The organism is Caulobacter sp. BK020, from assembly GCF_004342605.1.
In the GTDB taxonomy this organism is placed as follows: domain Bacteria; phylum Pseudomonadota; class Alphaproteobacteria; order Caulobacterales; family Caulobacteraceae; genus Caulobacter.
Genome location: NZ_SLZL01000019.1, coordinates 31,054 through 51,882 on the forward strand (window position 1 = coordinate 31,054; position 20,829 = coordinate 51,882).

Annotated in this window: 15 protein-coding genes; 8 read left to right on the plus strand and 7 right to left on the minus strand. The window is 71.0% G+C overall.

Annotation, left to right across the window (positions count from 1 at the left end):
- Window positions 1–577 precede the first annotated feature (577 nt).
- The gene (locus EV278_RS24510; protein WP_243692273.1) at window positions 578–814 is read right to left on the minus strand and encodes a hypothetical protein; all 237 of its coding nucleotides are present in this window, start codon (window positions 812–814) and stop codon (window positions 578–580) included.
- 438 nt (window positions 815–1,252) lie between these two features.
- Between EV278_RS24510 and EV278_RS19490 the strand changes: the two genes are divergently transcribed.
- The 4 genes from EV278_RS19490 to EV278_RS19505 all read left to right on the plus strand — a co-directional run bounded on the left by EV278_RS19490 (window position 1,253) and on the right by EV278_RS19505 (window position 7,442).
- The gene (locus EV278_RS19490; RefSeq protein WP_165916713.1) at window positions 1,253–2,083 is read left to right on the plus strand and encodes a ferredoxin--NADP reductase; all 831 of its coding nucleotides are present in this window, start codon (window positions 1,253–1,255) and stop codon (window positions 2,081–2,083) included.
- 130 nt (window positions 2,084–2,213) lie between these two features.
- Window positions 2,214–3,455: a gephyrin-like molybdotransferase Glp gene (gene glp, locus EV278_RS19495; RefSeq protein WP_132095142.1), complete on the plus strand. Its 1,242-nt coding sequence runs from the start codon at window positions 2,214–2,216 to the stop codon at window positions 3,453–3,455.
- An 84-nt stretch (window positions 3,456–3,539) separates the two neighbouring features.
- A complete protein-coding gene (locus EV278_RS19500) occupies window positions 3,540–5,492 on the plus strand; it encodes a nucleoside-diphosphate sugar epimerase/dehydratase (RefSeq protein ID WP_243692274.1) in 1,953 nt (650 codons plus the stop codon).
- Between the two features lie 132 nt (window positions 5,493–5,624).
- A complete protein-coding gene (locus EV278_RS19505; RefSeq protein WP_132095144.1) occupies window positions 5,625–7,442 on the plus strand; it encodes a response regulator in 1,818 nt (605 codons plus the stop codon).
- Window positions 7,443–7,468: 26 nt separating this feature from the next.
- On the opposite strand, the gene EV278_RS19510 is transcribed toward EV278_RS19505, so the two are convergent.
- Window positions 7,469–7,963, minus strand: coding sequence for a cupin domain-containing protein (locus EV278_RS19510; protein ID WP_132095261.1), 495 nt, complete (start codon window positions 7,961–7,963; stop codon window positions 7,469–7,471).
- Between the two features lie 190 nt (window positions 7,964–8,153).
- Here EV278_RS19510 and EV278_RS19515 point away from each other — a divergent pair, with 190 nt between their 5' ends.
- The 3 genes from EV278_RS19515 (at window position 8,154) to EV278_RS19525 (ending at window position 11,596) form a co-directional block, all read left to right on the plus strand.
- Window positions 8,154–9,068, plus strand: a complete 915-nt coding sequence (locus EV278_RS19515) for an alpha/beta hydrolase (RefSeq protein WP_132095146.1) — start codon at window positions 8,154–8,156, stop codon at window positions 9,066–9,068.
- A 23-nt stretch (window positions 9,069–9,091) separates the two neighbouring features.
- The gene (locus EV278_RS19520) at window positions 9,092–10,189 is read left to right on the plus strand and encodes a Gfo/Idh/MocA family oxidoreductase (protein WP_132095148.1); all 1,098 of its coding nucleotides are present in this window, start codon (window positions 9,092–9,094) and stop codon (window positions 10,187–10,189) included.
- 78 nt (window positions 10,190–10,267) lie between these two features.
- Window positions 10,268–11,596: a Gfo/Idh/MocA family oxidoreductase gene (locus EV278_RS19525; RefSeq protein ID WP_132095150.1), complete on the plus strand. Its 1,329-nt coding sequence runs from the start codon at window positions 10,268–10,270 to the stop codon at window positions 11,594–11,596.
- A 182-nt stretch (window positions 11,597–11,778) separates the two neighbouring features.
- Here the strand turns inward: EV278_RS19525 and EV278_RS19530 are convergent, their stop codons facing one another.
- The 3 genes from EV278_RS19530 to EV278_RS19540 all read right to left on the minus strand — a co-directional run bounded on the left by EV278_RS19530 (window position 11,779) and on the right by EV278_RS19540 (window position 17,653).
- A complete protein-coding gene (locus tag EV278_RS19530) occupies window positions 11,779–15,132 on the minus strand; it encodes an error-prone DNA polymerase (protein WP_132095152.1) in 3,354 nt (1,117 codons plus the stop codon).
- Window positions 15,133–15,261: 129 nt separating this feature from the next.
- Window positions 15,262–16,713 (minus strand): DNA polymerase Y family protein, encoded by a 1,452-nt coding sequence (locus EV278_RS19535; RefSeq protein WP_243692278.1) that lies wholly within the window; start codon window positions 16,711–16,713, stop codon window positions 15,262–15,264.
- 58 nt (window positions 16,714–16,771) lie between these two features.
- Entirely contained in the window at window positions 16,772–17,653 is an 882-nt protein-coding gene (locus tag EV278_RS19540) for a protein imuA (protein WP_243692275.1), read from the minus strand.
- 172 nt (window positions 17,654–17,825) lie between these two features.
- Between EV278_RS19540 and EV278_RS19545 the strand changes: the two genes are divergently transcribed.
- On the plus strand, window positions 17,826–18,419 hold the full coding sequence (locus tag EV278_RS19545) for a DNA-3-methyladenine glycosylase (RefSeq protein ID WP_132095154.1): 594 nt from the start codon (window positions 17,826–17,828) through the stop codon (window positions 18,417–18,419).
- 24 nt (window positions 18,420–18,443) lie between these two features.
- Here the strand turns inward: EV278_RS19545 and EV278_RS19550 are convergent, their stop codons facing one another.
- Both EV278_RS19550 and serA read right to left on the minus strand, forming a co-directional pair.
- The gene (locus EV278_RS19550) at window positions 18,444–18,815 is read right to left on the minus strand and encodes a VanZ family protein (RefSeq protein ID WP_132095156.1); all 372 of its coding nucleotides are present in this window, start codon (window positions 18,813–18,815) and stop codon (window positions 18,444–18,446) included.
- A 284-nt stretch (window positions 18,816–19,099) separates the two neighbouring features.
- Window positions 19,100–20,680 (minus strand): phosphoglycerate dehydrogenase, encoded by a 1,581-nt coding sequence (gene serA, locus EV278_RS19555; protein WP_132095157.1) that lies wholly within the window; start codon window positions 20,678–20,680, stop codon window positions 19,100–19,102.
- Window positions 20,681–20,829: the final 149 nt, after the last annotated feature.

Genomic DNA, 20,829 nt, shown 5'->3' on the forward strand with positions numbered 1-20,829 from the left:
GATCCCCTTAGCGGAGATTCCGGCTTTCCGGCAATGAACATCGCGCCGGTAGGCTCTTTGAAGCCCGCCGGCGCGTTGGTCTCATCGCCAGAGCCGCGTCGTGTAGCAGGGTCGTTCGAGCCCGGCAAGCGGCCGGCGCACGTTCCGGCGCATTCAGGCTCTCGGGTTCCGGCGCGGGCTTGGGCGCTCGCGGCCCAGCCGCCGGCAAGGATCAGCCGTCGGCGCGGCGCGTTAGGGCTCCACGCCCTTCAGAGGACGCCCTTCAAAGGTCCAGGCGGCCAAGCCCGAGGAGACGCCCATGCCGACAGTCACCACCCCGCCACCCCGCCCGGGCCAGGATCGCCCGTCCAACCGCGAGGTCGAGAACGAGAATCAGCGTCCCGATGGAGGCGGCAAGTCGCCGCGCCCCGCGACCGAGCCCCGGGGCGCCGAGACCAGCTCGGACTCGCCAAAAACCCGAACCGACCCAGGCTCCGGCGAAGCCTAAGACAAGCCGCGCCCGGCCTGCCCTAGGGTCTGCCCTCGCCTCGCTGCGGAAAACCGGTTCTCCAGCTTTCCGCGCGATGGGCGAGCCTGGTCAGCCGGCCTTTTCCGCCGCCGGCGCGGCGGCCGGGGTCAGGGCGGCGCATTGGATGTTCAGGTACGACCACTTCACATCCGCGAGCTTGCGACCGCATTCGGTGTTCTCACCCAGGTCGCGCCCTTGAAGGGAGATGGCCACGCCCTTGGTGGGGTCCGGGGCCGGACTGGCGCCGCTGACGTCGTAGTAGCCGCCGCCGGGGCCGCGAACTACCAGGCAGGACGTCGATTCCACCGGCCGCACGCAGCCGGAGGCGGTGACCGCCTTGCCTTCAAGAGAGACCGTTTGAGCCTTTTGACCGGTGTTGCCGGTTTCCTGCCCGCAGGCAGCTACGCTTAACGCTAACAGACTGGCCGCCGCGGCGGCCTTTACGAACCTTACCCGCATACGTTCCTCCGTATCATTGGCCTCCGCGCCGCTTTCTGGCGGGGAAGCAAGAGGAACAGTGCGCCCCGTTTTGAGAGGCGGCAATCACAATTTTGACACCGTTCAAAAAACAGGCGCCCGCGGTTTTGACGCTTTTGGGGAAGATTTTCTCAACGCCCTTTCAGACCACCAAAGTTGACATCCGCCCGGGTCTGCTCACATGAGACGCAGTCGCTTCTGGGCCGTTGCGGCGCCACCTCTAGAATTCCGCGGTCCGCCGCGCGTCCAGGACTTGAAACCCACATCATGACGGCCATCGAAACCACCGCTCCCGCCCCCGTGAAGGAAGCCGCCTGGCACACCGAGACCGTGCTGTGGGTCAAGCACTGGACGGACCGCCTGTTCAGCTTCGCCATCACCCGTCCGGCCAGCTTCCGCTTCCGCTCGGGCGAGTTCGTGATGATCGGCCTGCCGCCGCGCGAGGACCTGGGCGAGAAGAAGCCGATCCTGCGCGCCTATTCGATCGGCTCGCCGCACTTCGCCGAGGAGCTGGAGTTCTTCTCGATCAAGGTCCCGGACGGCCCGCTGACCTCGCGCCTGCAGCAGATCAAGCAAGGCGACCAGGTGCTGCTGGGCAAGAAGCCGACCGGCACCCTGGTGCTGGACGCGGTGCGACCCGGCAAGCGCCTGTTCCTGTTCGGCACCGGCACGGGCCTGGCCCCCTGGCTGTCGGTGGCCCGCGACCCGGACGCCTACAGCCGCTTCGAGCAGGTGATCGTCGCCCACGGCGTGCGCGAGGTGAAGGAGCTGGCCTATCGCGACCTGTTCACCGCCGAGATCCACGACGACCCGCTGGTGGGCGACGAAGCCAAGGCCCAGCTGGTCTACTACCCCACCGTCACCCGTGAGCCGTTCGAGCGCCAGGGCCGGTTCACCGACCTGATCGAGAGCGGCAAGCTGTTCGCCGACCTCGGCCTGGAGCAGACGAGATTCGATCCCGAGCACGACCGCGCCATGCTGTGCGGCTCGATGGCGATGATCAAGGACACCGCCGCCCTGCTGGAGGCCCACGGCCTGACCGAAGGCTCCAACGCCGAGCCCGGCGACTTCGTGATCGAGCGGGCGTTCGTGGGGTAACCCCTCAACCGCTCATTCCGGCGAAAGCCGGAATCCAAACTGATTTGGCGATTGCGGGCTCCGAGCGAAATTCCAGACTCGGCTTGGGTCCCGGCTTTCGCCGGGATGAGCGGATTTTGAAGGACGCATCGTGACTCAAGCCGCCTCCGCCCAATTGAAGAACCTGACCGTCGACGAGGCGCGGGGCCGGATGCTGGCCGGCGCCGCGCGGCTGGGCGTCGAAGCGGTCTCTCTGGCCAAGGCCCTGGGCCGGGTGCTGGCCGCCCCGGTGGTCGCCGACCGCGACCAGCCGCCGTTCGCCGCCTCGGCCATGGACGGCTGGGCGATCCGCCGCGCCGACCTGATCCCCGGGGCGCGCTTCCGGATCGTCGGCGAAAGCGCCGCGGGCCAGGCCTACGGCCGCCCCGTCGAAGCCGGCCAGGCGGTGCGGATCTTCACCGGCGCCCCCGTGCCGCCGGGCGCCGACCTGGTGGTGATCCAGGAGAACGCCGCGCGCGACGGCGACACCGTGGCCTTCACGATCGACCGCGACCCGCCGCCCGGCAACATCCGCCCGGCCGGCGGCGACTTCCGCGCCGGCGACGTGCTGCTGACCGAAGGGACGCGGCTGGACGCCTGGCGTCTCGCCCTGGCCGCCGCCGCGGGCTGGCCCAGCCTGGACGTCGCCGTCCGTCCGCGCGTCGCCATCCTGGCCACCGGCGACGAGCTGGTCCCGCCCGGCTACGTGCCCGCCCCCGACCAGATCTTCGAGTCCGGCTCGTTCGCCCTGGCCGCGTTGGTCGAGGCCGGGGGCGGCCAGGCGACGCGGCTGAAGGCCCAGGCCGACGACCGGGACGCGATCGCCCAAGCCGTCGCCGAGGCCCAGTTCGACCTGCTGGTCACGGTCGGCGGCGCCTCGGTCGGCGACCACGACCTGGTCAAGCCGGCCCTGGACACCCTGGGCCTGGCCCTGCGCGTCCAGACGATCGCCGTGCGTCCCGGCAAGCCGACCTGGTTCGGCGTGCTGGAGGCCGACGGCGTGGGCGGTCGCCCCGTCCTGGGCCTGCCGGGCAACCCGGCCTCGGCCCTGGTCTGCGCCGAGCTGTTCCTGCGGCCGCTGCTGGCGGCCCTGACCGGCGCCGACCCGGCTCTGGCGATCGAGGCCGGCGTCCTGGCCGCCCCCCTGCCCGCCAACGGCCCGCGCGAGCACTGGATGCGCGCGGCCCGCGCTGTCGACGCCGACGGCCGCGTCAGGGTCACGCCCTTCCCCGACCAGGATTCCTCGCTGATCGGGGTGTTCTCCCGCGCCGACTGCCTGGTCCTGCGGCCGGCGGGCGCAGCGGCGGCCCCGGCCGGCGAGGTGGTCCACGTGCTGCCGCTGGCCCGGGGCTGATCGCCTCAATTGGCGACGCCGCACGCTGGGCGTGCTAAGTCCCCCGCGAGGCGGTTCGCGGCGACCGCGGCGGGAGTTGCGTTGATGGGTCGTATCGGCAAGATCGCGGCGCACATGGTGCTGGCCTTGGCGGCCATGCTGCTGGCCCAGGCCCTGGCTTCCGGAGCCCTGCCGTTCACCGCCTCCGGCCTGACCCTCGCCGCCCTGTTCGCGGTCTCCGCCCTGGCGGTCGAGATCCTGTTCCAGGTCGAGCGCTCGCCCTGGCGGTTCTTCGCGGCCAGCGACGGCCTGCGCCTGGCGCGCTCGGCCCTGCTGTCGGTCCTGACCTTCGCCCTGGTCGCCCGCCTGGCCGAGGTGCGCCAGCCGGGCGGCCTGCGCACCCTGGCCGTCGCCTTCCTGCTGCAGACCGCCCTGCTGGCCGGACTGCGGATCGTGCGCCGCGCCGTGCACGAAAGGGCGCTGGTCGACGCCTTGACCCGCCTGCGCCCCGCCCCCGCCTCGCCCGCCCTGCCGCGCCTGCTGATCGTCGGCTCGGCCAACGAGGCCGAGGCCTTCCTGCGCGCGCCCGCCGCCCTGGGCGAGCGCTACGCCCCGGTCGGCGTCCTGACCCCGCAGGCGCGGGAGACCGGCGACGAGCTGGGCGGGGTCTGCATCCTGGGCGCCATCGACGACTTCGACGCCGTCATGGCCCAGCTGCGCGACGGCGGCCTGCAGCCCTCGGCCGTGCTGTTCCTGACCGACGGCCCGCTCAGCGCCTTCGGGGCCGAGCGCCTGGGCCGCCTGAAGACCGAGGGCGTGCGCCTGCTGCGCCGCCAGGGCCTGGTCGACATGGCCGCCCCAGGCGCCGGAGGGGGTTCGGCCCTGCGCGAGATCAGTCTCGAGGAGCTGCTCAGCCGCGCGCCGGTGAGGCTGGACCCTGAACCCGTCCGCGCCCTGGTGGCCGGCAAGCGGGTGCTGGTCACCGGGGCCGGCGGCAGCATCGGCTCCGAGCTGGCCCGCCAGATCGCCGCCAGCAGCCCCGCCCGGCTGATCCTGCTGGACGCCGCCGAGGCCAATCTGTTCCATATCGACCGCGAGCTGGGCGAGGCCTGGCCCCGGCTGCCGCGCCGCGACGTGCTGTGCGATGTCCGCGACGCCGCCCGCCTCGACCAGGTGTTCGCCGCCGAGAAGCCCGAGCTGGTGTTCCACGCCGCCGCCCTCAAGCACGTGACCCTGGTCGAGAACCATCCCTGCGAGGGGGTGCGCACCAACGTGCTGGGCAGCCGCAACGTCGCGGCGGCCGCCAAGGCCTGCGGCGCGGCCCACCTGGCGCTGATCTCCACCGACAAGGCCGTGGCCCCGGCCAGCGTGATGGGGGCCACCAAGCGCGTGGCCGAGGCCGTGGTCCGCCAGTTCGCCAAGGGTTCCGATGCGAGCGGTTCCGGCACGCGCGTCAGCGTGGTGCGGTTCGGCAACGTGCTGGGCTCGGCCGGATCGGTGGTGCCGATCTTCCAGCACCAGATCGCTCGCGGCGGCCCGGTGACCCTGACCGACGCCGAGGTCGAGCGCTACTTCATGACCATTCCCGAGGCCGTGCAGCTGGTGCTGCGGGCCGTGGCCCTGTCGGCCGGCGACTTGGAGCCCCCCAACGGGGTCTTGACCCTCGAAATGGGCGAGCCGGTCAAGATCATCGACCTGGCCCGGCGGATGATCGAGCTGCAAGGCCTGGTCCCCGGGCGCGACATCGAGATCAAGATCACCGGCCTGCGCCCCGGCGAGAAGCTGACCGAAGCCCTGGTCGACGTCAACGAGACCGCCCGTCCCAAGGCCGCGGGGATCACCGAGGCCGCGCCGGTCGTCCCTCTGCCGCCCATCTCGGCCGCGGCCCTGGCCGCCCTGGAAGCCGCCGCCCTGGCCGGCGACGAGGCCGTCGTTCGAGAGCGGCTGTTCGCCCTGGTCGAGGGACTGCGGACCGTGTCGCCGACCCCGACGACCTCCGGAAAGGCGCCGACCGCCGAGATCCACGGCAAGCTGGCCCCAGCCCGCACTCAGGCCTAAATAGAATCCACCCGCGATCGCCTATAAGGCGAGCGGGCAAGCCAGAATCAGCGTCCCATGCTTTGTCTCGCCGCGCTTGCGTGGCGAGCCGTCCCAGCCTTGGGACAACAGTAAGCGTCGGCGGGAACCTGGATGTTCGAACAGACGGTGGACGTCACCCGCCTGGAGGGGTTCGTCCGATATACGCGCGGGATCGTCCGCGCCCGCCTGGTCCTGGTCGCGCTGTTCGTCGGCTTGCTGGCGATCTATTCGCCGATGCGGATGACCGTGTTCGGCCTGGTCGAGCTTTGCATCTACGCCGCCCTGTACCTCGCCACCGAGGTCGCCCAGCGCCATCCCGACCCGATCGCGGCCTTCCGGCGGCTGCGCTGGCAGTCGATCGTGCTGGTCTTCCTGCTGTCGATCAACGCCTGCGCCCTGGCCGTGAAGATCCGGCTGATCGGCCAACCGATCATGCGGGTGGAGGCCGCGCTGCTGGCCATCTGCGTGCTGCTGTTCGCCGCCCTGCGCGTGCACACCGGCAAGATCAGCTACCTCACCGCCGTGGCCCCGCCGGTGACGACCCTGCTGTGGATCGGGTTCGACCGCCACACGCCGCTGGCGGCCAACCACTATGGCGCGGCCATGCTGCTGTTCGTGGTCGCCGTCCTGACCGCTACCTGGCGCCAGCAGACCACCGACCGCGCCCTGGCCCAGGCCCTGCGCGACCTGGCCCGCAAGAACGCCGACCTGACCGAGGCGGTGGCCGAGGCCAAGGCCGCCAGCCGCGCCAAGTCGGACCTGCTGGCCGTCGCCAGCCACGAGATCCGCACCCCGCTCAACGCCGTGCTCGGCTTCGCCCACGCCCTGCGCCGCGACACCTTCCTGACCCCGATCCAGGCCGACCTGGCCCAGGGCGTGCTGGAGGGCGGCGCCCAGCTGACCCGCCTGCTCGACACCGTGCTGGACCTGACCAAGGTCCAGGCCGGCCAGGCGGCCCTGAACCCGACGGCGGTCGACCTGCGCCGTCTGGTCCGCACCGTGGTCCGGGTGTGGAGCGCCCATGCCCAGGCGGTGGGGGTGCTGCTGAGCTTCGAGGACGCCGATCCCGGCCTGGCCTATGGCGTGCTGGCCGACGAGGCCAAGCTGGAGCAGACCCTGGTCAACCTGGTGTCCAACGGCCTGAAGGCCTCGCCGTCGGGCGGCGCGGTGACGGTGCGCCTGGCCGGCATGGTCAAGGACCAGACCCTGACCGCCCTGGTCGAGGTCCGCGACAGCGGCGCCCTGGTGCCGCCGGAAGACCGGCCGCGGATGTTCGACGCCTTCGACCAGACCGAGCGCGGCAGGAGCCTGGGCGGCAGCGGGCTAGGCCTGTCGATCTGCGCCGCCAACCTGGCCCTGATGGGCGGCGAGATCGGCGTGGAGGACCTCCCCAACGACGAGGTCCCGTCCGGCAAGGCCGCGCGGCGCGGCGCGGTGTTCTGGTTCGCCTTCGAGGCGCCGGTCCTGACGGCGCCGGCGGCGGACGCCGCGACGGAGGCGCCGGTCGCCGCCCCGATCCGGGTGCTGGCGGCCGAGGACAACCCCGCCAACCGCCGGGTGCTGGCCGCCCTGCTGGCCGCCTCGCCGGTCGAGCTGGTGTTCGCCGAGAACGGCGCCCTGGCCGTCGACGCCTGGCGGGCCGAGGCCTTCGACCTGGTGCTGATGGACGTCAACATGCCAGTCATGGACGGCGTGGCGGCGGTGGCGCGGATCCGCCAGTTGGAGACCTCGGCCGCCGAGCCCCGCCCCCGCACGCCGATCTGGATGCTGACCGCCAACGTCTTCGACGACGACGTCGCCCGCTACCGGGCCGACGGCGCCGACGGCGTGCTGCGCAAGCCGATCGATACCGTGGCCCTGTTCAGCGTGCTGGCGCAGGCGGCGGAGAGGAAGGCGGGAACGGCGGACGAAGAGCGGACGACGGCCTAGGACGGATCAGTGATCCGCAGTGACGGTCATCTTGCGCTGGGCAATTTGAGTCCCAGCAGGACCAGTCGGTCGCCGGAGACGCCGAACCAGTGAGGGATCCCGGCGGGAATCAGGATGACGTCGCCTGGGCCGAGCGTCCGTGTCACGCCGCCCTCGATCTGGCTTCCCTCGATCAGATTGGGGTTGCTGACCTTCGCATCGGCCATGGTCCCGCCCGAGACGAGCGTGCCGGCGCCTTCCAGCACGATGGCGTATTCCGCTTCGGCGGGGTGAACAGCCGGGCGGCCCGGCTTCTTCCATATCTCGATGGCCGCCGCCGTGGCGCCGTCGCGAACCAAGGGTCGCCACATGAACCCTTGATCAGCTTTCATCGCGGCGAGCATCTCGCGTATCTGGGCTTGGACATCCGCGCTGCTCGCGAAGCCCGACGGATCGGCGGATTTCACCTGCGCCGAGGCGGCGACGCCTGAGGAAACGGCCAGCAGCAGCGACGTTGCGCAGATCGTAAGGGCCTTGGCCATTGTCTTCACGGTAGCTCTCCCCTGGTCGCCCATGTCGCGCCGTCGCATGGCGGATTCTTCGTTCACCCTACGCCCATTCGCGCCGAGCTCGGTTCATGCCGGCGTTAGACCATGGTCGTAATAGCAACGCGCGCCAAAATGTGGTGGCTGGTCCCACCGACGACCGCAGGCGCCGTTCGGGAGGTTCCCCATGATGGTCCGGGTCATCGCTCTCTGCCTCGCGACGCTCTTGACCGGCGCGCCTCCAATGGCCTTGGCGCAGACCCCGGCCGCGAACACCGGCGGCCCCGATACGACGCCGCTCTGGCCGCGCGGCGCGCCCGGCGCCGGGCAGAGGTCGCGCGAGGCCGAGGTCGTCGAGAACACCTATGTGCGCAACGTCCACAACCCGTCCCTGACGGTGTTTCCCGCCGCCCCGCGCCACGCCAATGGCGCGGCGGTCATCGTCGTGCCGGGCGGCGGCCACCGCATGCTGGTCTTCGTCAACGAGGGCGTCGGGCCGGCCAAGGCCCTCAACCGCTACGGCGTCACCGCCTTCGTCCTGAAGTATCGTCTGGCGCGCGAGGCGGGATCGACCTACGCCATCGGCCGCGACGCCGCCGCCGACCTGCGCCGGGCGATCCGCTGGGTGCGCGCCAACGCCGCCCGATACGGCGTGGACCCGCACCGCATCGGGGTGATGGGATTTTCGGCCGGCGGCGAACTGGTCTCCCTGGTCGCCGACAACCCCGCGCCGCCGCAGCCCCCCTCGGCCGATCCGCTCGACGCGGTCAGCGCCCGTCCTGACTTTCAGGTGCTGGTCTATCCCGGCCCGCTGGGCGTCCCCGCCCAAGCCGTGGCCGGGGCGCCGCCGGCGTTCATCGCCGCGGGCTCGCTGGATCCGTGCTGCGCCGCGCCGGCCCTGACCCTGTACGACCAACTTCGCAAGGCCGGGGTGTCGGCGGAGCTGCACATGTTCGCCGACATGGACCACGGCTTCAACATCGCCGCCCACTCCGAGAGCCTTTCGATCCTGCACTGGCCCGACCGCCTGGCCGATTGGCTGAGCGACGGCGGCTGGCTGCACGAGCGGGCCTCGACGGACGCCGCGCCCTTCCACCCCTAAACGCCGCCACCGGGATTACGACCATGAACATTGGACGCCGCGACCTCCTCCTCGCCGCCGCCTCGCTCGCCGTCGCCTCGGCCGGGGGACGGGCCTGGGCCGCCGGCGATCGCAAGGTGGGCTACGCCATCGTCGGCCTGGGCTATTACGGCCTCAACGTCATCCTGCCGCAGTTCGTCAACTGCGCGCACAGCCGGGTCGCCGCCGTGGTCAGCGGAGATCCGGCCAAGGCCCGCGCGACCGCCGCGCGCTACGGCGTGCCCGAGCGCTCGGTCTATTCCTACGAGACCTTCGACAGGATCCGCGACAATCCCGATGTCGACGTCGTCTATGTGATCCTGCCCAATTCCATGCACGCCGAATACACGATCCGCGCCGCCAGGGCCGGCAAGCACGTGGTGTGCGAGAAGCCGATGGCGACCTCTGTCGCCGAATGCGAGGCGATGATCGCCGCCTGCAAGACGGCCGGACGCAAGCTGATGATCGGCTATCGCTGCCATTTCGAGCCCACCAACCTGGAGGCCATGCGCCTGGCCCGGGCGGGCGCCGCGGGTCGTATCCGCTACGTGCGCTCCGAGCATGGTTTCGTACAGGGCGATCCGACCCGGTGGCGGCTGAAGAAGGCCCTGGCGGGAGGCGGGTCGCTGATGGACATGGGAATCTACAGCCTGCAGGCCGCCCGCTACATGACCGGGGAGGAGCCGGTCGCCGTCACCGCCCGCGAATCCACCGATCGCACCGATCCCCGGTTCGCCGAGGTGGAGGACATGATCGAATGGCTGCTCCAGTTTCCCTCCGGGGCGATCGCCAGCTGCCTGTCGACCTACAGCGCCAACCAGAACCATGTCCTGCTGATGGGCGACAAGGGCCGGATCGAGCTGGAACCCGCGACCCGGTACGATGGCAATCGCCTCTGGACCGGCAAGGACGGCCGCTCGCAGGAGATCACGCCGCCGGCCGGACCGGCGAAGACCCAGTTCGCCGGCCAGCTGGACCACATGGCCGACTGCATAGCGGCTGCTCGCTCCCCGATCGTCTCCGGAGAGGAAGGTCTGCGCGACATGCGGATCATCGAGGCGATCTACCGCTCGGCCCGCGAGGGAAGCACCGTGAAGTTGTAGGCGGCGGGGCGCTTGCCGGCCTTGCGAGGGGCGGTTTTCGCGTTACCAGTATCGGAACACCACCCAGGGGAGACCAGGATGACCGCCAGCTTTGATCGTCGCACGCTCCTCGTGGGCGGCCTGGTCGCTTCGGCCGCCACGGTGACGCCCCTCGGCGAGGCCTTCGCCCGGCGCCGCCGCGGCGTGTCCGCCAACGACAAGGTCCAGGTGGGCGTGATTGGCTGCAAGGGCATGGGCTGGTCGAACCTCACCGCGATGGTCAAGGGGGCGGACGTCGCCCCTGTCGCCCTCTGCGACGTGGACGCCAGGGTTCTCGCCGACCGGGGCGGCGAGCTGCAGAAGGCCTCCGGCCGCGCACCGCGGCTTTATGACGACTATCGCCGCATGCTGGACGACAAGTCGGTGGACGCGGTGATCATCGCCACGCCCGACCACTGGCATGCGCTCCAGCTGATCGACGCCATGTCGGCGGGCAAGGACGCCTACTGCGAGAAGCCGCTCGGCAACTCCATCGCCGAGTGCCGCGCGATGGTCGCCGCCAAGGCGCGCCACAACCGCGTCGTCCAGGTCGGGCAGTGGCAGCGCAGCAATCAGCACTGGGCGGACGCGATCGCCCATGTGCAGTCCGGCGGCGTCGGCCGGGTGCGGAAGGTCAAGGCCTGGGCCTATATGGGCTGGATGAAGCGTGTCGCGCCCCAGCCGGATCAGGCGCCGCCCGCGGGCGTCGACTACGACCGCTGGCTTGGCCCGGCGCCGCAGCGCGCCTTCAATCCCAACCGCTTCCACTTCAGCTGGCGCTGGTACTGGGACTATGCGGGCGGCCTGATGACCGACTGGGGCGTCCACCTGATGGACATCGCCCTGCTGGGCATGAAGGCCCAGGCCCCGCGTTCCGTCAGTTCGCTGGGCGGCGCGTACGGCTACCCGGACTCGGCCATGGAGACGCCGGACACCCAGACCGCCATCTTCGACTTCGGCGACTATTCGGTGGAATGGGAGCATGCGGTCGGCATCAGTCGCGGCCCCTACGGCGGCCGTGACCACGGCGTGGCCTTCGTGGGCGAGACGGGCACGCTGGTGGTGGACCGCGGCCAGTGGTGGGTCTCGCCGGAGATAAGGGATGGCCAGCCCCTGACCCGGGAAATTCCCGTCACCAAGGCCTCGGACAACGGGCTTGATCGGCACACGGCGGACTTCATCGCCTGTGTGAAGGATCGCGCCCGCACGCCGGCTTGTCCCATCGAATCGGCGGCCAGCACCGCCACCGTCTGCCAGATGGGCAACGTCGCCTGGCGCACGGGCCGCAAGGTCCACTGGGACGCCATGGCCGGCCAGTTCAAGGGCGACGCCGAAGCCAACGCCCTGATCACGCCCCGCTACCGCGCACCTTACCGCCTGTTAGCGTAAGCGGCCTACGGACGCCAGGAGGCGCCGCCCCTGCACGTCGACGCACACGTTCGGCGAAGCGATCCTCACCCCTCGTCCGGCTGAAACATGCCGGCTGGGCGACCGCAGGCCATAAGCCGTCGCCACGGCCGGCGAAGATCACCTGTCCGGCCGAGGCCGAGGGCGCCCCACGACCGGCTTCCTCAGTGGAAATCCCGGCTCCGCTGCAGCCGTCCAGACGTTCGCATGCGCACCGTGGGGGCCGGGGCTTCGGGATCCTGCTTCATGCGCGCCAGCTGGGCCGACAGGTCGGTGAAGCCCTCGGCCACCACGTGGATGACGCCGTCGGCGGCCTGGACCTTGCCGTGGACGACCAGGAACGAGGCGCTCATCACCGTGCGGCGGTGGGCATCGAAACAGTCCTTCCAGACCACTGCATTGGCCACGCCCGTCTCGTCCTCCAGGGTCAGGAACACCACGCCCTTGGCGGTGCCCGGCCGCTGGCGGATCAGCACCAGCCCGCCCACCGAGACCTTGCGGCCGTCGCGCACGCCCTTCAGCCGCTCGGCGGGGGTGACGTTCAGCCGGTCCAGCTGGGGCCGGAAGAACCGCAGCGGATGGGCCTTCAGCGACAGGCTGGTGGTGCGGTAGTCCTCGGCCACCTGCTGGGGCAAGGCCATGGCCGGCAGGGCGACGGCGTCCTCGAACAGCGGCAGGCCGGCCAGCAGCGGCGCCTGGCTGTCGACCCGGGCCTCGCCCTTCAGCCCCTTGACCGCCCACAGGGCGTCGCGGCGGGAGAGGCCCGCCCCGGCAAAGGCGTCGGCCTCGGCCAGCAGCTCCAGCCCGCGCTGCGAGACCCCGGCGCGGACGAAGTCGGCGGGCGTCCGGGCCCCGGTCTTTCGCGCCTCGACGATGAGCTTGGCGTCGTCTTCCTTCAGGCCCTTGACCTGTCGCAGGCCCAGGCGGACGGCCTTCCAGAACGGGCGGGTGTCGGGATTGAAGAGCTTGTCGGCTCGTACATCTCCCTTCCCCCTTGATGGGGGAAGGGTCGGGGATGGGGGTGATAGCGGTTCCGGGCGGAGCGCGGCCGTGGAGCGTCCCACCGCCGCAGTCACCCCCACCCCCAGCCCCTCCCCCATCGAGGGGGAGGGGAACTCCAGCGTGCAGTCCCAGTCGCTCGCCAGGATATCCGGGGGCCGCACCTCGACCCCGTGCTCGCGGGCGTCGCGCACCAGCTGGGCCGGCTGGTAGAAGCCCATCGGCTGGGAATTAATCAGGGCCGCGCAGAACACGTCCGGCCAGGCCCATTTGATCCAGGCCGAGACATAGACCAGCTTGGCGAAGCTGGCCGCGTGGCTTTCCGGAAAGCCGTAGTGGCCAAAGCCCTCGATCTGCTTGAAGCAGCGCTCGGCGAAGTCGCGCTGATAGCCGCGCCGGACCATGCCTTCGACGAACTTGTCGCGATACTCGGCGGGCGTGCCCAGGTTGCGGAAGGTGGCCATGGCCTTGCGCAGGCCATCGGCCTCGTCGGGCGTGAACTTGGCGGCCTCGATGGCTAGGCTCATGGCCTGCTCCTGGAACAGCGGCACGCCGAAGGTGTTGCCCAGGATCTCCTGCAACTCGTTCTCCGGGCCGTGCTCGGGCGCGGGATGCGGCCAGTCGACGGGCTCGACGCCGTTCTTCCGCTTCAGATAGGGATGGACCATGTCGCCCTGGATCGGCCCGGGCCGGACGATCGCCACCTCGATCACCAGGTCGTAGAACTTCCTCGGCTTCAGCCGGGGCAGCATCGACATCTGGGCCCGGCTCTCGACCTGGAAGACCCCGACGCTGTCGGCCTTGCACAGCATGTCGTAGACGCCCTCGACCTCCTTGGGCACGTCGGCCAGGTCCTGCAGCCAGTCCAGGCCGTGGTCGACGCGCAGCATCGTCATGGCCCGCTGGATGGCGGTCAGCATGCCCAGGGCCAGCACGTCGACCTTCATCAGCTTCAGGCTGTCGATGTCGTCCTTGTCCCACTCGATGAAGGTGCGGTCCTTCATCGCCGCGTTGCCGATCGGCACGGTCTCGTCCAGCCGCCGCTTGGTCAGGACGAAGCCGCCCACGTGCTGCGACAGGTGGCGCGGGAACTGCAGCAGCTGGGTGGCCAGGGCGATGGCCCGGGCGATCTGCGGGTTCCTCGGGTCCAGGCCCGTCTGGCGGATGTGCTCGTCGGGCAGGCCGTCGCCCCAGCTGCCCCAGACGGTGTTGGCCAGGATCGCGGTGATGTCCTCGGTCAGGCCCAGGGCCTTGCCGACGTCGCGGATGGCGCTGCGCGGGCGGTAGTGGATCACCGTGCCGCAGATGGCGGCGTACTCCCGGCCATAGCGCTCATAGACATATTGCATCACCTCCTCGCGCCGCTCGTGCTCGAAGTCGACGTCGATGTCGGGCGGCTCGCCGCGGTTTTCCGAGATGAAGCGGGTGAACAGCAGCCGGTGCTCCATGGGGTCGATCGCCGTCACCCCCAGGCAGTAGCAGACCGAGGAATTGGCGGCCGAGCCCCGCCCCTGGCACAGGATCCCCATCGCCCGCGCCTTCTGGACGATGTCGTGCACGGTGATGAAGTAGTTGGGGTAGTCCATCTTGGCGATCAGGCCCAGCTCCGTGCGGAGGTTGTCCTGGACCTTGGGCGGGACGCCGCCGGGATAGCGCCAGGCCGCCCCCTTCCAGGCCAGGTCCGTCAGGTGCTGCATCGCCGTTATGCCGGGCGGCACGGGCTCGTCCGGGTACTGCTCCTTCAGGTGCGAGAGGTCGAAGCCGATGCGCTCGACGATCTCGACCGTGCGCTCCACCGCCCCCGGCCAGCGCTCGAACAGCCGGGCCATCTCGGCGGGCGTCTTGAGGTGGCGCTCGGCGTTGGCCTCCAGGCGAAAGCCGGCCTCGGTGATCGTGCAGCCCTCGCGGATGCAGGTCAGCACGTCCTGCAGCGGTCGCCGCTCAGGGCCGTGATAGAGCACGTCGTTGGTGGCGACCATCGGGGCGCGGGCCTCGCGCGCCAGTTCGTCCAGCCGCGTCAGGCGCCTGAGGTCCTGGGCGGCGTAGGCCCGGCTGGCGGCCAGCCAGACCCGGCCGCGCAGCGCGCCGGCCATGCGAGCCAGGTCGGCCTCGAAGGCCTCGTCCAGCCGGGCCGGCGGCACGACCAGGGCCAGCTGGCCGTCGGCGTGCTCCAGGAAGTCCTTCCAGGACAGGTGGCACTCGCCCTTCTCCGCCCGGCGCTGGCCCACGGTCAGCAGGCGGGTCAGACGGGCGAAGGCCTCGCGGTCGGACGGGTAGACCAGCAGGCTGGGCGTGCCGTCCATGAAGTCCAGCCGGCAGCCGGTCAGGGCGCGGATGTCCAGGTCCTTGGCCGCCGTCCAGGCCCGCACCACCCCGGCCAGGCTGTTGCGGTCGACGACGCCCACGGCGCTCAGGCCCAGGGCCTGGCCGGTCAGCATCAGCTCCTGGGCGTGGGAGGCCCCGCGCAGGAACGAGAAGTTGGTGGTGGCCTGGAGTTCGGCGTAGGCGGGGGTTTTCATGGGCGCACACTTGCCCCCTCCGGGCCTTCGGCCCTCCTCCCCCATAGGGGGAAGAGCCCTTCGGGCGAGGCTTCGCCCCCTATGGGGGCGGACAGGCGGCGAAGCCGCCAGGTGGGGGCAAGTGCGCCGCTACCCGAACAGGCCATGCAACCACCACTTCGGGACCGTCTCCCCGTCGCCGTACAGCCCGGCCCGGAAGATCCAGAAGCGCTCGCCCGTCTCGTCCTCCACCCGGTAATAGTCGCGCACCTTGCCCGGCCCGGCCTCGTCGAAGGCCTTGCGCCACCATTCCTGGCCGATCCGTTCGGGTCCCTCGGCCAGGCGCACCCGACGCGACTTGCCGCGCCAGCGGAACTGGACCGGCGGGTCGTCGGGCAGCTTGGCCGTCACCTCGATCGCCTCGGGACGACGCAGCAGGCGGGCGGGCCGGGGGCGGTCCGGATCCCAGGCGTCTTCGGACGGCGGGTCCAGCGGCGCGCGACGGACCACCGCGCGTTCCGGCACGTGGCTCTGATGCGGATCGGCCCGCCACACCCGGTCCTGGCCCAGGCGGTTGACCAGCCGGTCGACCAGCGGCGCCAGGCCCTCCCCCAGGCCGACGCCTCCTTTCAGGTCGATATCGTCGGCGTCCAGACCGCGTTGCGCGCTCGACAGCGGCTCGACCTCGGCGGCCCACAGGGTGACGACCTCGATCCCGAAGCCCGGATCCACCGTGTCCAGCTTCGGCTTCAGCAGCTTGGCGATCCGGGCGGCGTCGCGGCCGGGGCGCGACAGGCCGGCCCGCACCGGCTGGTCCTTGCCGTCCAGTCGGTGAAAGACCAGCTCGAACCGCCGCGCGCCCCGCCCCTCGGCCTCCAGCCGGGCGCACAGCAGGGCGCAGATGTCGCCAGTGACCCGCTCCAGGTCGGACAGGGCGCTGATCGGCTCGAAGAAGGCCAGGCGGTCGAACCATGGGGTGGCGGGGCGACGGAACACCAGGGCCTCGCGGGCCGCGCCCAGGGCCTGGTCCAGGCGCAGCACCGTCGAGAGCCCGAACCGCCGGGCCAGCTGGGCGCGCGGCAGGGCCAGCAGCTGGCCGACCTGGAACAGGCCCAGGCGCGGCAGCTGGGCCTGGGCCGCCTCGTCCAGCCGCAGAGCCGCCACCGGCAGCGGGGCCAGCAGCGGGGCCTGGCCGCCGGTCGGGGCGATCGTGCGATCCTTGGCGTAGCGGGCCAGGGCCCAGGCCGCGCCGGGGGTGTCGGCGATCGCCCCCCGGGCCGGCGCGCCCCAGCGCTCCAGCCGCGCCAGCAGGTCGTCCAGCATGGCCGCCTCGCCGCCCCACAGGTGCGAGACGCCCTCGACGTCGAGGAACAGGCCGTCCAGCCCGTCGATGGCCACGGCCGGCGAGAAGCGCACGCACCAGTCGCAGAGGATCTCCAGCGCCGCGCGGTCGCCGTCGGGGTCGTAATCGGCGGTCAGCAGGTCCGGGACCAGGGCCGCGGCGTCGGCCGCCTTCTGGCCGACATGCAGGCCCAGGGCCGCGGCCGCGTCGTCGACGGCGGCCAGCCGGCGGGTCCCGCCCTCGGCGGCGACCAGGGCCAGCGGCGGGGGCGGTCCCCCTCCGGCCCCTTCGGGGCCACCTCCCCCAGAGGGGGAGGATCTAGGCGGCGTTGGCTGCTCCCCCTCTGGGGGAGCTGTCGGCGAAGCCGACTGAGGGGGCTGCTCCCCCTCTGGGGGAGCTGTCGGCGAAGCCGACTGAGGGGGCCGGGGCTGCTTCCGCCGCCACGTCGTGATCGGCCAATTTCGACACCAGACGGAAAGGATGCGGGCCATCGGCGGCCTCCGCTTGTTCGAGGATCCAGGCGCCGGGACGCCCGCCCCGGCAACGTTCCAGTTCGACCCGCCAGCGCGGCGGGCCCAAATCTGGCAGGCCCAGGCCCGGCAGGCCGGGCGGCGGCTGGCTGGGAGCAGCGGCGATGCGCCAGCGGGTCTGGGCGGCCGCGCCGGAGACCTCCCGGATCTTGCCCGCCGCCCCGCCATAAGGCCGTCTTCGCAGCAGCACCCCGGTCGCGCCGCGCCGCTCGCAGGCCAGCTGCAGGCGGCGGCCGGCCTTGAGGTCCGGACTTTCCGCCTCGCCGATCGCGGCGGCGACCCCGACCGTGGCCAGGGCGTCCTCCAGCACCGACAGCACCTCGGCCTCGTCCCGGGCCCTGACCTGGATCAGGCGGCCGGTGGGAAAGCCCAGCCCAGCCAGGCCCGGCGCATGCAGGTCGGCGCGCCGCATCACCCAGACCACCGCGCCCCGGGCGGCCAGCGGCCGCAGCATCAGGGCCGAGAACGCGGCCGGCGCCGCGCTGGTCTCCTCCTCCAGTCCAGCCCCGCCCACCTCGTGCCAGCCGCCGCGCGGCAGGCCGCCGGCCGGGAAGCAGCCGTCGATGCGCGGATCGCCGAACGGCAGGACGGAAGGCGGAGTCCGAGTCCCCGCCTCCAGGGCGGCGATCTGGGCTCTCAAAGCCGAAAGGGCGGGCTTCGCCCCGGCCATCTCCACACACTCCCAAGGAACACATGTTCCACTTTTGTTCTGATCTTCCCGGCTTGGAGAGTCAAGTCGGGCCCGTCATGGTGCGTCAAACGGCCGTGAGCCCGGCCCCTGCCTCCGGAACCCCCATGCCCTTTCGGCGCGCCCCGTTCGCCCGTCGCGGCGAGATCGCCCGATGACCTCGCCGCTGGCGCGCGCCGAGCTGCCGGTCGACACGGTCGCCCTCGCCCGCTTTCTGATCGGCAAGGTGGTGGTGCGGGAAACACCCGAAGGCGTGGTCAGCGGCGCCATCGTCGAGACCGAGGCCTATGTGGTCGGCGACGCCGCCGGCCATGCGTTCCGGGGCGCGACGCCGCGGACGCGCTCGCTGTTCCTCGAGCCCGGACACGCCTACGTCTATCTCAACTACGGAACCTCGTGGATGCTGAACGTCTCGAGCGAGGCGGCCGGAACCGGGGCCGGCGTCCTGATCCGCGCGCTGCAACCGCTGGAAGGGATCGCCGTCATGCAGCGCAATCGCGGGACCGGCCGGCTGCGCGACCTGGCGCGAGGCCCAGGCAGGCTGGCCCAGGCGCTGGGGATCCAGGCCTGGGCCGACGGGCTGGACCTGTGCCGCAAAGGCCCGCTCTGGCTCGCCCATGGCGACCGGGAGGCCGGCGAGATCGGACAAAGCCTCCGGATCGGGATTTCGAAGGAAGCCGACCGCGTCCTGCGCTTCTACCGTCGAGACAGCCCCTTCGTCAGCGGCCCAAGGGCGCTGAACACCTGACCGCTCGTCCCTGGACGCCCCCCCCTAGAACCGCGCGGTCTTGCGCCACCACTGGCTGACCAGCATCGGTCCCAACGCGGCGCTGATCCCGCAGGCGTCGGCCAGCAGGTCGAACCACGAGGCGTCGCGATGGACGATCGGCAGGGCCTGGAGCACCTCGATCGCCCCGCCGAAGGCCAGCAGCACCAGGCCGACCCGATGCAGCCGGCTCTGCGGCAGGGCCAGGCTGGCCAGGATGCTCAGCACATAGAAGACCAGGAAGTGCTTGGCCTTGTCCCAGGGGATCAGGCCCAGGCTGTCGTTGTCCGGCAGCAGGGCCTTGGCCAGGGCGAAGGCCGACGCGGCCAGGAAGACGATGAAGACCAGGCGGTTGATCTTGCGGGCGCGAAGGGACATCGGGGCTCCTGGCTGGTGTCCAGCACCTAGCCGGTCCGGTGAGGCTTGAAAATGGCCAGGCGCGGACTTCGCCATATCCCCTCGCCAGGTGCACGGCTTCTGCACCCCGATCCCTCTCCCCTTGCGGGAGAGGGTGGCGGTCCGGAGGACCGTCGGGTGAGGGGTCGCACGAACGCAAACGCCGCGCCCAGCGGTCAGGCTGGACGCGGCGTCTACTTCTGAGAGACCCCTCATCCGTCGGCTGCGCCGACACCTTCTCCCGCAAGGGGAGAAGGAAGACGTCATCAGAACGTCAGGGCGCGGGCTTCCTTGACGTGCGGCAGGGCCTGGATCTTGGCCAGCAGGGCCTCGTCCGGGGCCTGGTCGACGCCGACCAGGGCGATGGCGTCCTCGTCGGCCGAGACGCGACCCAGGTTGAAGGTGGCGATGTTGACGCCCGCCTCGCCCAGCAGCATGCCCAGGGCGCCGATGAAGCCAGGCTTGTCCAGGTTGTTGATGTACAGCATGGCCGGCGAGAAGCCGGCGTCCAGCTCCATGCCCTTGACCTCGACGATGCGCGGCGCGCCGGCGATCACCGTGCCGGCGAAGGCGCGCTTGCCCTTCTCGGTGGTGATGGTAATGCGCATCAGGCTGTCATAAGTGGGGCTGACCTCCTGGCGGCTTTCGGAGACAGTGATCCCGCGCTCCTTGGCCACGGCCGGGGCGGAGACCATGTTGATCTCGGCCAGCATCGGCTTGAGGATCCCGGCCAGGGCGGCCGAGGTCATCGGCTTGACGTTGAGGTTGGCGACCTCGCCCTCGAAGGCGATGTCGATGGCCTTGACCCCGAAGTCGACCATCTGGCCGGCCAGGGCGCCGATCTTCTCGGCCAAGGCCACGAACGGCTTCAGCTTGGGGGCTTCTTCCGCGGTGATCGAGGGGCTGTTCAGCGCGTTGGTGACGGCGCCGGTCAGCAGGTAGTCGCTGACCTGCTCGGCGACCTGCAGGGCCACGTTCTCCTGGGCTTCGGTGGTGCTGGCGCCCAGGTGCGGGGTGGCCACCACCTTGTCCGAGCCGAACAGCGGGTTTTCCTTGGCCGGCTCGGTGACGAACACGTCGAAGGCCGCGCCGCCCACGTGGCCTTCGTCCAGCAGCTTGCGCAGGGCGACCTCGTCGACCAGGCCGCCGCGGGCGCAGTTGACGATCAGCACGCCCTTCTTGGTCTTGGCCAGGTTCTCGGCCGACAGGATGTTGCGGGTCTTGTCGGTCAGCGGGGTGTGGAGGGTGATGACGTCGGCGCGGGCCAGCAGGTCTTCCAGCTCGACCTTCTCGACGCCCATCTCGATGGCGCGCTCGGGGCTCAGGAAGGGGTCGTAGGCCACGACCTTCATCTTCAGGCCCAGGGCGCGGTCGGCGACGATGCCGCCGATGTTGCCGGCCCCGATCAGGCCCAGGGTCTTGGCGTAGAGCTCCACGCCCATGAAGCGGTTCTTCTCCCACTTGCCGGCCTGGGTCGAGGCGTCGGCGGCGGGCAACTGGCGGGCCAGGGCGAACATCATCGCGATGGCGTGCTCGGCCGTGGTGATCGAGTTGCCGAACGGAGTGTTCATCACCACGATGCCCTTGGCCGTGGCGGCCGGGATGTCGACATTGTCGACGCCGATGCCGGCCCGGGCGATGACCTGCAGCTTGTGGGCGGCGGCGATCACGTCCTTGTCGAGCTTGGCGCCCGAGCGGATGGCGATGCCGTCATAGTCGCCGATCACGGCGATCAGTTCGTCCTTCGACAGGCCGGTCTTGATGTCGAAGGCGACGCCGCGGTTCTTGAAGATGTCGACGGCGGCGGGGGAAAGCTTGTCGGCGATGAGGACGCGGGGAGCGGTCATGTGTGCGATTCCTTGCGGAGAATTTCGTGCGTGGGAAAGCCCCCTCAGTCGCTCCGCGACAGCTCCCCCAGAGGGGGAGCATCTAGCTCGGCGATCCTCCCCCTCTGGGGGAGGTGGCGGCGAAGCCGACGGAGGGGGCTCTAGGGCGC

Coding starts and splice junctions, on each gene's coding strand:
- EV278_RS19490 (WP_165916713.1), top strand. CDS start 1,253: ATGACGGCCATCGAAACCACCGCTCCCGCCCCCGTGAAGGAAGCCGCC.
- EV278_RS19500 (WP_243692274.1), top strand. CDS start 3,540: ATGGGTCGTATCGGCAAGATCGCGGCGCACATGGTGCTGGCCTTGGCG.
- EV278_RS19505 (WP_132095144.1), top strand. CDS start 5,625: ATGTTCGAACAGACGGTGGACGTCACCCGCCTGGAGGGGTTCGTCCGA.
- EV278_RS19510 (WP_132095261.1), bottom strand. CDS start 7,963: ATGGCCAAGGCCCTTACGATCTGCGCAACGTCGCTGCTGCTGGCCGTT.
- EV278_RS19515 (WP_132095146.1), top strand. CDS start 8,154: ATGATGGTCCGGGTCATCGCTCTCTGCCTCGCGACGCTCTTGACCGGC.
- EV278_RS19520 (WP_132095148.1), top strand. CDS start 9,092: ATGAACATTGGACGCCGCGACCTCCTCCTCGCCGCCGCCTCGCTCGCC.
- EV278_RS19525 (WP_132095150.1), top strand. CDS start 10,268: ATGACCGCCAGCTTTGATCGTCGCACGCTCCTCGTGGGCGGCCTGGTC.
- EV278_RS19530 (WP_132095152.1), bottom strand. CDS start 15,132: ATGAAAACCCCCGCCTACGCCGAACTCCAGGCCACCACCAACTTCTCG.
- EV278_RS19540 (WP_243692275.1), bottom strand. CDS start 17,653: ATGGCCGGGGCGAAGCCCGCCCTTTCGGCTTTGAGAGCCCAGATCGCC.
- EV278_RS19545 (WP_132095154.1), top strand. CDS start 17,826: ATGACCTCGCCGCTGGCGCGCGCCGAGCTGCCGGTCGACACGGTCGCC.
- EV278_RS19550 (WP_132095156.1), bottom strand. CDS start 18,815: ATGTCCCTTCGCGCCCGCAAGATCAACCGCCTGGTCTTCATCGTCTTC.
- serA (WP_132095157.1), bottom strand. CDS start 20,680: ATGACCGCTCCCCGCGTCCTCATCGCCGACAAGCTTTCCCCCGCCGCC.